Annotated in this window: 11 protein-coding genes; 4 read left to right on the forward strand and 7 right to left on the reverse strand. The window is 64.3% G+C overall.

All coding sequences use genetic code 11. The annotated features are described in order from the left end of the window. Together VFL62_RS23380 and VFL62_RS23385 are read left to right on the forward strand one after the other, a co-directional pair. Window positions 1–450: class I SAM-dependent methyltransferase (locus tag VFL62_RS23380; RefSeq protein ID WP_325174767.1), on the forward strand; the 450-nt coding region annotated here is incomplete at its 5' end. A gap of 124 nt (window positions 451–574) precedes the next feature. Next, on the forward strand, window positions 575–1381 hold the full coding sequence (locus tag VFL62_RS23385; RefSeq protein WP_325174768.1) for an alpha/beta hydrolase: 807 nt from the start codon (window positions 575–577) through the stop codon (window positions 1379–1381). A 169-nt stretch (window positions 1382–1550) separates the two neighbouring features. Here VFL62_RS23385 and VFL62_RS23390 read toward each other — a convergent pair whose 3' ends face one another. The 5 genes from VFL62_RS23390 to VFL62_RS23410 all read right to left on the reverse strand — a co-directional run bounded on the left by VFL62_RS23390 (window position 1551) and on the right by VFL62_RS23410 (window position 6278). Next, the gene (locus VFL62_RS23390) at window positions 1551–2543 is read right to left on the reverse strand and encodes a J domain-containing protein (protein WP_325174769.1); all 993 of its coding nucleotides are present in this window, start codon (window positions 2541–2543) and stop codon (window positions 1551–1553) included. 262 nt (window positions 2544–2805) lie between these two features. Beyond that, window positions 2806–4092 (reverse strand): FAD-binding oxidoreductase, encoded by a 1287-nt coding sequence (locus VFL62_RS23395; RefSeq protein ID WP_325174777.1) that lies wholly within the window; start codon window positions 4090–4092, stop codon window positions 2806–2808. A 12-nt stretch (window positions 4093–4104) separates the two neighbouring features. Then, on the reverse strand, window positions 4105–4836 hold the full coding sequence (locus tag VFL62_RS23400; RefSeq protein ID WP_325174770.1) for an amino acid ABC transporter ATP-binding protein: 732 nt from the start codon (window positions 4834–4836) through the stop codon (window positions 4105–4107). Then, complete coding sequence (locus VFL62_RS23405; protein WP_325174771.1) at window positions 4833–5486, reverse strand: amino acid ABC transporter permease; 654 nt, start codon at window positions 5484–5486, stop codon at window positions 4833–4835. The genes VFL62_RS23400 and VFL62_RS23405 overlap by 4 nt, the downstream gene beginning before the upstream one ends. Before the next feature lie 24 nt (window positions 5487–5510). Then, window positions 5511–6278, reverse strand: coding sequence for an ABC transporter substrate-binding protein (locus VFL62_RS23410; RefSeq protein ID WP_325174772.1), 768 nt, complete (start codon window positions 6276–6278; stop codon window positions 5511–5513). 261 nt (window positions 6279–6539) lie between these two features. Here VFL62_RS23410 and VFL62_RS23415 point away from each other — a divergent pair, with 261 nt between their 5' ends. Both VFL62_RS23415 and VFL62_RS23420 read left to right on the forward strand, forming a co-directional pair. Next, window positions 6540–7379 (forward strand): universal stress protein, encoded by an 840-nt coding sequence (locus tag VFL62_RS23415; RefSeq protein ID WP_325174773.1) that lies wholly within the window; start codon window positions 6540–6542, stop codon window positions 7377–7379. 359 nt (window positions 7380–7738) lie between these two features. Beyond that, entirely contained in the window at window positions 7739–7999 is a 261-nt protein-coding gene (locus VFL62_RS23420) for a hypothetical protein (protein WP_325174774.1), read from the forward strand. Between the two features lie 87 nt (window positions 8000–8086). Here VFL62_RS23420 and VFL62_RS23425 read toward each other — a convergent pair whose 3' ends face one another. Both VFL62_RS23425 and VFL62_RS23430 read right to left on the reverse strand, forming a co-directional pair. After that, window positions 8087–9658: an ABC transporter permease/substrate-binding protein gene (locus tag VFL62_RS23425; RefSeq protein WP_325174775.1), complete on the reverse strand. Its 1572-nt coding sequence runs from the start codon at window positions 9656–9658 to the stop codon at window positions 8087–8089. Beyond that, on the reverse strand, window positions 9655–10345 hold a 691-nt coding region (locus VFL62_RS23430), incomplete at its 5' end, for an ATP-binding cassette domain-containing protein (RefSeq protein WP_325174776.1). The genes VFL62_RS23425 and VFL62_RS23430, both read right to left, overlap by 4 nt.

Consider the following 10345-nt stretch of genomic DNA (forward strand, 5'->3'; position numbering starts at 1 on the left):
GATGCTCTCCTGGAGCGCGGCTTCCGCAGCGTCACGGTGTTGGATATTTCGCAGGCCGCGCTCGATCTGGCCGCATTGCGGCTGGGCCGCCGTGCCAGCGAAGTGCAGTGGATCGCCGCTGACGTGACGGAGTGGGAGCCATCGCGGCGCTTCGATATCTGGCACGATCGCGGCGCCTTCCATTTTCTGGTCGAGGCGGCCGCCCGCGCCGCCTATATCGCGCGGCTGAAGCAGGCGCTGAGGCCGGGAGGCTATGCCATCATCGCCACCTTTGCCGCGGACGGTCCGGAAAAATGCAGCGGCTTGCCGGTCCATCGCAACGATGCCGCGGGGCTGGCGCAGGAACTGGGCGATGCGTTCACGTTGGTGGAATCACGCTCGCATGATCACGTCACGCCGTCGAATTCCAGGCAGCATTTTCAGTTCTCGGTTTTTCAGCGGCGCGGCTAAAGCGTATGCGTGCGAATAGAAGGCGGTTGGTGTGAAGACCGCGCGTCAAAGCAAGAAACCGCTGGGCGTCACGGTGCAGGCCTCAGACGCTCAACAATGTTCAAGAAAAAGGGAAGCGGATACCATGCCATCAGCATCTTTGAAAACGACGCGGCGCGCCGCACTCGGCGCATTGGCGGCAGCCGGCGCGCTGGCCGCAGGCGCAGCGCGCGTTGAGGCGCAAACCGCGCCAAAAACCTTCGTGCTGGTTCACGGCACCTGGCATGGCGGTTGGTGCTGGCGCCGCGTCGCGGATCGGCTTCAGAGCAAGGGCCACAAGGTCTATGCGCCGTCGCTGACCGGCGTTGCCGATCGCTCGCATCTGTTAACCAAGGACGTCAATCTGACGACGCACGTGACAGACGTCGTCAATCTCTTCAAGTGGGAAGACCTGAAGGATGTCGTCCTGGTCGGCCATTCCTCCGCCGGCTTCGTCATCACGCAGGCGGCCGAGCAGATCGGGACGCAGGTGGCCTCGATCGTCTATCTCGATGCCTTCGTGCCGCAGGTCGGCGACAGCCTGATCTCGCTCGCCAATCCCGGGCCGCGCAAGGCGCTGGAGGAAGCGGTGGCGCGCGGCGATCTCGTCGCCAAACCGGTGCCGGCGGCGGCCTTCAACGTCAACGAAAAGGACCGCGCCTGGGTTGACGCCAAGTGCACGCCGCATCCGCTCGCCGCCGTGGTGGAGAAGGTGACGGCCGCCGGCTCGCACGAGAGGATCGCCCGCAAGGCCTATATTCGCGCCAGCGGATTCAAGAGCCCGGTATTCGACGAGACGCTGGCCAGAATGAAGACGATGCCGGGCTGGAAAACCTATGAAGTGGCTTCAGGGCATGACGTGATGGTCGATCAGCCGGATCGGCTGGCTGAAATCCTGCTCGAAGTCGCCTGACCGGTGCGGCGAATTTGAAGTTCCTATCGGCGTTGCCGCAAGTTCGTCATAGGAGCTTCGAATTCAAAGCCGCCCTAGAATCAATATGCTGCTGGAGCTCCTTTGATTCCGAAGTTCGCAAACGAGGTCGCCGTCATATGATGCGAACTTCGGAATCTGAGCTCTCGTTTCAGCTTCCAGAGGCGGATACGACCCATGGCTGCTGCGGCGGCTGCATATAACGCGGGGCCGGCTGCGGCGTCACGTAGCGCGGCGGCGTCCGCGGCACCGGCAACGGCACGGTTTTCGGCAGTGCATCGCTATGCTGCGTCTTGCCGTTCGCGGCAGCCACCGACTTGGCATGTTCCGGCTTCTCGCCATGCTTCAGGGGCGCAAGGTCAGGGAAGGCGCGATCGTCCGATTTGTCGCGGAAGAACAGCAGGCCGCGGTCGACATAGGGCGCGGTGAATTTCGTCTCGAGCTGCGTCAACTGGTCGGCCTCGACGGCGGTTGTGCCGGCATCCACGTGGGCGTGGACGGCGACGACAGGCTCGGATGCCCGATCCGCCGCAGCAGCGCCCGATCTCGGCGCGTATTCGACTTCCACCGCAAGCGGCAACATAGCCATGGCGTTCGCGACGCTGGCCGCGGCCTGGCCGATGCCGGTCTTGGCGGCGATAAAGGCGTTTACCGCTGCGGGGTCGGGCGCGTCCGCCGGACTGACCGCGGCGATGCTGGCCGACAGCCGCGCCGTGAGGTCCACCGGAGCAATCGAGGCAACAGAAGCAACGGACGTGTGTGAAGCCGCGAGGCTGCCGCTGGGTGCAATCAGCGCCACCGACATGTGCATGAAAAGGAGATAGCCGCCGACGGTCACCACCGAGACGGAAGCAAAGGCGAGCACGCCGGAGGCGATCCTGTGGATCCGTGCCGCGATCGGATGCGCCGCCGCCGGATCTTTCTCGTGCTGCGCCAGCACCAGCAGGTGGTCGTAGACCGCGCGCTGGTCCTTGTCCAAAAGGATGTCGTTGGCGCGGACGATCTGCCGGAATTTCATCGCGGCTTCGGGATCGCCGGGCCGCAAGTCCGGATGCGCGCCCTTGACCGCCTTGCGAAAGGCAGTTCTCAGGCCTTCGGCATCGTCATGAGGAAGGGCCCCAAGCAAATCGTAAAGCGTATCCATTGCGCTCTCGCTGCAGGATTCACTCGTGCCCCGTCCGAAATTCCTGTCGCGAAATTTGCTGCGGAGTACGCGTCAACCAATTCACCGCGAGGAAAATGATGTTGAGCTACTGGGGCAAAAAAATGACTGTATCCCCGTACGTCAAAAAAGGTCGCGCATCATGCCACGCTTTGCCCGGCCGATACCGCAATGGTGTGCAGCTTGTGGCATAAGCAAGGCAAGGCCGCGTCGAGATCCGGCTCTCGGTTTCGTTTCTGTGACGCTAGAGCCCGAGCCGGTCGCGGATCCGTCCCAGCACAACGGCGCCGCGGACGGCGACCGGCCAGGCCGCATGGAAGCGGATTGGACGGATGGGGGTGATCGGAAGATCGATGCCGGCGTCCTCGCCGCCGATCAGACGCCGTGCCAGTTGCTGTCCCATCGCGGTGGCGAGCGCCACGCCCCGGCCATTGCAGCCGAGATAGGCGAGCACGCCGGGCGCGGGCTCATGCACATGCGGATAGTGATCAGATGTCATCGCGAGCCGGCTGTTCCAGCCATGGGTCCAGGCGGTGCCGCGAAGGGCTGGCCAGAGCCGCTCGGCATAGCGCATCAGATAGGCGACGGCGTCCGGGCTGTGGATCCACCTCATCGGACCGCGCCCGCCCATCAACAGGCGGTTCGAGGCATCGATGCGATAGTAGACGGTGATGTGACCGCTCTCGTAAAGCACCGGACGCGCCGGCATGATCTGTCGGGCGGTCTCGTCGGATAGCGGCGCAGTGGCCGCGATCGAGGAGAACAGCGGCACCACCGTCTGGCGCAGGCCCGGCCAGAGATCGTCGGTAAAGCCGTTGGCGGCGAGCAGGACCTTGTCGGCGCGCACCGTCGCACCAGGGGTCTGGATGCACCATCGCGAACCCTCGCGCGAGACCGCGGTCGCGCGTGTCGTCGCGTGGATGGTGGCGCCGGCTGCGAGCACCGCGCGGGCGAGACCGCGCGCGTAATTGAGCGGATGGACGTCGCCGCCGCGGGCATCGAACATCGCGCGGACATAGCGGTCGGTGCCGGTCATCTGCCGCACCTCGTTGCCGTCAAGTAGTCGCACCGGCATGCCGCGGCTGATGCATTGTGCGGCCGTCGTCTCGACAGCCCGGGCATGGCTCTCGTGATAGGCGGCACGCAGCGTGCCGTTTTGCCTGGCGTCGCAGTCGATGCCGAGGCGCCGGATCAGATCGAGCGTGAAGACCGGCGTGTTGTAGGCAAAGGCGATCATGCGCCGGCCAAGATCGGCACCGAACGTCGCCTCGATCTTGTCCGGGTCGAGCTTCAGGCCGGGATTGAGCTGGCCGCCATTGTTGCCCGAAGCGCCCCAGCCGGGCTCGTTGGCTTCGAGCACGACCGTCTCCACGCCCTGTTCGGCGAGATGCAGCGCGGTCGAAAGCCCGGCAAAGCCGCCGCCGATGATGGCCACCTGGACGCTTCGGTCGGCCGCAAGCGGCGGCAGTGCGGGCGCCGGCACTGCGGTCGCGGCGTAAAGGCTCGGCGGCAAGGGGAGGGAGGTCTCGATGGCCATGTTGGTTCACATCGGGTGCAGCACGCGACGCAGGAAGTCCTGGGTGCGCGCCTGCTGCGGCTGGCTCAACAGCGACTTCGCTGCGCCCTGTTCGACGATGACACCGCCGTCGATGAACAGCACGCGGTCGGCGACATCGCGGGCAAAACCCATCTCATGGGTGACGACCAGCATGGTCATGCCGTCCTCGGCGAGCTTGCGCATCACCGACAGCACCTCGCCGACGAGTTCGGGGTCGAGCGCCGACGTCGGCTCGTCGAACAGGATGGCCTTGGGCTGCATGGCAAGCGCGCGTGCGATCGCAACGCGCTGCTGCTGGCCGCCGGAAAGCTGAGCCGGAAAGGAATCGGCCTTGTCGGCGAGGCCCACTTTTGCGAGCAGTTCGCGGCCGCGCTCGCTCGCCTCACTACGTGGCTCGCGCTTCACATAGACCGGACCCTCGATGACATTTTCCAGCGCGGTGCGATGGGGAAACAGGTTGAAACGCTGAAACACCATCGACACCTTGGTGCGGATCGCGACGATCGAAGCGGCCTCGCGCTCGACCCGCGCGCCCTCGACCAGCACATCGCCGGCTTGATAGTCCTCCAGCCCGTTGATGCAGCGCAGGATGGTCGACTTGCCGGAGCCCGACGGGCCGATGATGCAGACGACTTCGCGTCTGGCGACCGATGCCGTGATGCCCTTGAGCACCTCGTTGTTGCCGAAGCTCTTGTGAACATCTCGCAGCTCGATCATCGGTTCTGGCCCTTGTTCTCGAAATGCCGGACCAGCAGGATCAGCGGAATGCTCATGGTCAGATACATCAGCGCCACCAGCGTGAAGACGGATGTGTTCTTGAAGGTGGAGGAGGCGATCAGCTTGCCTTGCAACGCGAGCTCCGCCACCGTGATGGTGGAGGCCTGCGAGGAATCCTTCAGCATCATGATCATGATGTTGCCGTAGGGCGGCAGCACGATGCGCACGGCTTGCGGCAGGATCACGCGGCGCATCGTCAGCCACCAACCCATCCCGATCGCCTGCGCGGCCTCGATCTGCCCCTTGTCGATTGCCTCGATGCCGGCGCGGAAATTTTCGGCTTGATAGGCCGAGTAGGCGATGCCGAGGCCGAGGATCGCGGCCTGCAGCGCCGTCAGCGTGATGCCGAAATCCGGCATCACGAAGTAGAGATAGAACAGCAGCACGATAATCGGGATGCCGCGGATCAGGTTGATCAGCCCGGCACTGAGCATGCTGGCGACCCGCAGTCCCGATACGCGCATCAAGGCCCAGATCATGCCGAGGAGGGTCGAGAGCACGAGCGAGCCGAGCGTGACGAGGATCGTCAGCCCTACGCCTTGCAGCAGGATCGGAAAGAATTCGGCAGCGTCGGATAGGAATTTTTCCATCGAACCGATCGAAGGCCGCGCCCGTTATCCGCCCTTGGCGCCGAGACCCCATTTGTCGAGGATCTTCGCCACCGTGCCGTTTTCCTTCAATTTGGCCAGCGAAGCGTTGATCTTCTTCAAGAGTTCCCCGTCGCTCTTGCGCACACCGATCGCCACCGTGCCGACGGTCATCGGCTTGTAGGACGTGACAAGTCGCACCTCCGGAAACATCCCCTGGCTGAGATTATAGGCCAGGATCGGGTAGTCGGCGTATCCGGCCTTGAGGCGGCCGGTATTCACGTCGCGCAGAATGTCGGGAATGGTGTCGTAGACCTTCACTTCGCTGAACAGTCCGGTTTTCCGCAGCGCGTCGACATAGGCCGTGCCGACCTGCGCGCCCACCACCTCGCCCTTGAGGTCTTCGGCGCTGCCGTAGTTTTTGGTGTCGGACTTCGGCACCACCAGTCCCTCGCCGTAGGGATAGACCGGATCGGAGAAGTCGATGATTTCCTTGCGCGCGGCGGTCGCGAGCATCGCTGCCGAGATGATGTCGATCTTGTTTCCGGTCAGCGATGCAATCAGCGTCGAAAACTGCATCGGCTCGACGGTCACGGAAAATCCGGCGTCCTTGCCGATCTCGGTGATGAGATCGACCATCAGCCCCTGGATGGTATTGGTCTTGGTGTCGAGGAAGGTGAAGGGTGCGCCGGTCGGCGTCGAGCCGACTTTCAAGACCTGCTGCGCCGAGGCGCTTGCCGCCACCGTCAAGGCGATCGCCGCCGCCACCGATTGAACGAAACGTTTCGATATCATCGTGCCCCCTCGAGAATTCCGAGCGGCCTTGCGCATACGCGCCGGGCCGCTGTCGCCAATCCGAAATTACGGACATATCGACGCTTACGGCGCAAGTGGTTTCATGCGCCCTTGCCGCCGTCGGAGGCACGAGGACGCACGCCGCCGGCCTGCCGCGTCTGCTCGCGGCGGAAGGGGGCGCTCCGATTGAGATTGATCAATGCGGGGGATGGCGGAGCCATGTATCCGGAAAGCGGTACCGTCACGCCGGAGCAGCCTCAAATGCCGTTCAAAACCATCGCGGTCTTCATCGAGCCCACGCCGGCCGGGGAGGCGCGCATTTCCTATGCGGCGAGACTCGCCAGTCATTATGACGCTCATCTGGTCGGCATCTTCAAGGTGCCCTCGTTGATCGGCGGTAGCGCGGCGGAAGGCTTCGTTTTGGGTCACGCCGCCGTCAAGCAGGTGATCGCCCAGCACCGGGCCAGGGAAACCGAGGCGATCGAGCAGGCCCAGCGAAGCTCATCCGAGATTTGTAGCCGCGAGGGCGTGTGCATGGAATTTCGCTCACTGGTCGAGGGGGAATCCGACGAGGTGGCGCTGAATTCGCTGCATGCCGATCTCGTCGTTGCGGGCGGCTGGCGCGGCAATGGCGGGTTACCCTCCGATTGGAGCGCGGAGACGCTGGTTCTGGCCACCGGCGTGCCGTGTATCCTGCTGCCGGATTCCTGGCACGGCGCTGCGCCCGAACACGTCTTGGTTGCGTGGAATGCAAGCCGCGAAGCCCGGCGCGCGATCGTCGATGCGCTGCCGCTTCTTGTTGCCGCAAAATCGGTCACGCTGTTGTTGGTGGACGCCGGCAAAAACCCTCGCCATGGCCAGGAGCCCGGCGCCGACATCGCGCAATATCTCAGTCGTCACGGCGTCAACGTCAGTGTCGAGCAAGTGGCCTCCAAGGGCGAGCCGGTTGCCAAGGTCATCCTGGCACATGCAAAGGAACATGCTGCCGATCTTGTCGTGATCGGCGCCTACAGCCATGCAAGAGCGGCGCAAATGATGTTCGGCGGCGTGACCCGTTCGTTGTTGCGCGAGGCTGCGATGCCGCTTTTGATCGCCCATTGAGCCACGTTAACCAATCGATGCGTGCGCGTTACCGCATGAGCTGCAATTCGTTCCAGCACAACCCCCACTCTAAAAAATACTTTAAGCCTCAATAAATGTTCTTTTAATTGGCCCTCGCCGGCGTCGGACTAGATTCGACTGCGTCGACCGGTTCGTCTCCGCCGATCGCCCGCCGACTGCAATGCGCGCGGTGAGCAGGGATCCAAAGCCAAGACGAGCCGGAACTGAAATTTCGTTGACAGCTAGCGCACGGTCAGTGCCAGGGCGACGCTTTGTGCGTGGCCGCGGCACGATGGAAAAGTCGTCCCCTTTTTCCTCAGGACCGTGTGCCGATTGGAGACTACCAAGAGGAGACTAGCATGTTGAAAACGTCACTCATCGGTATCGTTGCCGTCGCCGCTGCAATCGCATTCGCAGCGCCAGCTTCGGCGCAGCACCGCATCGCCCGCGTGGCCAACTCTTATGCGCAGGCGCCCGTCTGCGGTTATCAGGAGCCTGGCAATCCCTGGAGCGCGAGCGAGGATTACATGGCCTGGAGCGCCTGGCGGGCGCGCGGTGGCTGGGACGACAAGGTTGACACCGACTGCCTGGCGAGGCGCCCGGGCCGATTTGGCTTCTAGTTTTCGAACGTCGTAAATCCGAGTTCTGGTGCGCTTCGGACGCGCGATGGAGTCCCTCCATCGCGCGTCGTCGTTTATGGCGCCGCGTTATTTCGAATTTCCCTTCGACCGGATTTTTTGCCACAGCCAGCGCGCCACCGCATCCGGCGATGCGTCACTGTTGCCGCCCGCGGCACGCAAGTTGGCCTCGCGCATGACGGCAATATCGATCTGGCCAAGCAGCGGCTGCAGCGCCGCTCGCAGCGCCTGATCCTCGCCGCGCCTGGGTGCGACAAGCACGATGGCGTCATAGGGCGGTATGGCGCCCTTGGGATCACCAAGCGCGATCAGATCGTACTTTGCGATCAGCCCGTCGCTGGTATAGCCCGCGATCACGTCGACCTCGCCTGAGGCCACGGCCGCGTACATGAAATCCGGCTGCATCTGCCGCTGCGTCTTGAAGTTCAATCCATAGGCCTCCCGCAGCGCTTTCCATTCCGGCCGCGAGAAGAATTCGTAATCGGCCGCGATCGACATGGCGCCCGCGCGCATCGCGAGGTCGGCGACGGAGCGAATGCCGAGCGCGTCCGCGCGTCGCTTCGGCATCACCAGCGCGTAGGCGTTTTCGAAACCGAGCTCGCCGAGCAGCGTCACGTTCTGTCGCGCAAGTTCGGCCTTCAGATCTGCGAGCAGCTCCTTTCGCGGCTTGATCTCGCTGTGGTGAAACTGGTTGGTCCACAGCGTGCCGGAATAATCGACATAGACGTCGATATCGCCGTTCACGAGCGCCTGATAGATCACGTTGGAGCCGAGCCCTGCGCGGGTGGTTGTTGCAAGCCCGGCGGCTTCGAGCCGCTCGCCGATCAGCGCCGCCAGCACATATTGTTCGGCGAAGGTCTTGGCGCCGACGACATAGGTCGAGGAGGACCGCGCCATCGAAGGCACCAGCGTCGCCGCCACCAGCGCGGCGATGCCGAGGCCGCCAAGCGCGGTGCGCAGGCGCTGCCGCATTCGCAGCCCCGCCTCGACCAGGGCCAGGAGTTGATCGACGGCCAGCGCCAGCAGCGCCGCGGCCGCGCAGCCGAACAGTACGAACACCCAGTTCTGGGTTTGCAATCCGGCAAAGATGTAATTGCCCAGGCTGGTCTGGCCGATCGGCGTCGAGAGCGTGGCGGTGCCGATCACCCAGACCGCCGCGGTCCGGATCCCGGCCATCATCACCGGCAGCGCCAGCGGCAATTCCACGATTATGAGCGATTGCAGCGGCGTCATGCCGACGCCTCGGGCGGCCTCCAGGATCTGCGGCTCGATGCCGCGAAGGCCCGTGATGGTATTGCGCAGCACCGGCAGCATCGAATAGAGCGCGAGCGCCAGCACCGCGGGCAGGAAGCCGAATGCCGAAAAGCCAAAGCCGAACCATTTCAGCGTCAGCGCGGCGGCCGCGAGCAGCAGCGGATAAAACAGCGCGAGCAGCGCCAGTCCCGGCACGGTCTGCACGATGGAGGCCACGCCGAGCAGCACGGCGCGCATCACCGGCCGCTCGCGCGCGGCCAGCGCCAGCGGCAGCGAGACCAGAAGCCCGAGCGCCAAGGCGGCGAGGCTGACCCGCACATGGCTGCCGAGATAATCGGGCAGGTGGCTCCATGCCTCGTGCCAGCGCGGGTCGGACAACACGCTCATGACCCGTCTCTAGGCAAGGCCGCATTGAGGCGTTCGGCCTGCCGGCGCGGCGTGCGCAGCAGTTCGGCCACGTAAGCCTCACTGCTTTGCGCAAGCTGCGAGGCGGTGCCGGTTGCCAATATCCGCCCCGCCCGCATCACCGCGATGCGGTCGGCGAGCAGAATGGCTTCGGTCATGTCGTGGGTGATCATGACCGTGGTCAGTCCGAGATTGTCGTGAAGTGCGCGGTAGTCGTCGCCGAGCGCATCGCGCGTCAACGGATCGAGCGCGCCGAACGGCTCGTCCATCAGCACGATCTTCGGCTTTGCGGCGAGCGCGCGTGCGACGCCGACGCGCTGGCGCTGGCCGCCGGAGAGCTCATGGGGCAGGCGGTCGCGAAACTGGTTGCGGTCGAGCCGCACGAGGTCGAGCAGTTCGTCGACCCTTGCCGCGATCTCGCTGTCGCGCGCGCCTTTGAGTTTCGGCGTGATGCCGATATTGGCGGCGACGCTCATGTGCGGAAAAAGTCCGCCGCTCTGAAACACGGTGCCGATGCGCCGCCGCAGACCGACCGGATCGACCTCGCGGATGTCCTCGCCGTCGATGGTGATGTGGCCGGCGTCGGCCTCGATCAGGCGGTTGGCGAGCCGCAGCAGCGTGGTCTTGCCCGAGCCGGAAGAGCCGACGATGGCGAGGAATTCGCTGTCA

It is taken from the genome of Bradyrhizobium sp., from assembly GCF_035701725.1.
In the GTDB taxonomy this organism is placed as follows: domain Bacteria; phylum Pseudomonadota; class Alphaproteobacteria; order Rhizobiales; family Xanthobacteraceae; genus Bradyrhizobium.

What these genes read in the sequence shown, in the direction of transcription:
- VFL62_RS23390 (WP_325174769.1), bottom strand. Translation starts at nt 2,543, where the DNA reads ATGGATACGCTTTACGATTTGCTTGGGGCCCTTCCTCATGACGATGCC.
- VFL62_RS23400 (WP_325174770.1), bottom strand. Translation starts at nt 4,836, where the DNA reads ATGATCGAGCTGCGAGATGTTCACAAGAGCTTCGGCAACAACGAGGTG.
- VFL62_RS23405 (WP_325174771.1), bottom strand. Translation starts at nt 5,486, where the DNA reads ATGGAAAAATTCCTATCCGACGCTGCCGAATTCTTTCCGATCCTGCTG.
- VFL62_RS23420 (WP_325174774.1), top strand. Translation starts at nt 7,739, where the DNA reads ATGTTGAAAACGTCACTCATCGGTATCGTTGCCGTCGCCGCTGCAATC.
- VFL62_RS23410 (WP_325174772.1), bottom strand. Translation starts at nt 6,278, where the DNA reads ATGATATCGAAACGTTTCGTTCAATCGGTGGCGGCGGCGATCGCCTTG.
- VFL62_RS23425 (WP_325174775.1), bottom strand. Translation starts at nt 9,658, where the DNA reads ATGAGCGTGTTGTCCGACCCGCGCTGGCACGAGGCATGGAGCCACCTG.
- VFL62_RS23415 (WP_325174773.1), top strand. Translation starts at nt 6,540, where the DNA reads ATGCCGTTCAAAACCATCGCGGTCTTCATCGAGCCCACGCCGGCCGGG.
- VFL62_RS23385 (WP_325174768.1), top strand. Translation starts at nt 575, where the DNA reads ATGCCATCAGCATCTTTGAAAACGACGCGGCGCGCCGCACTCGGCGCA.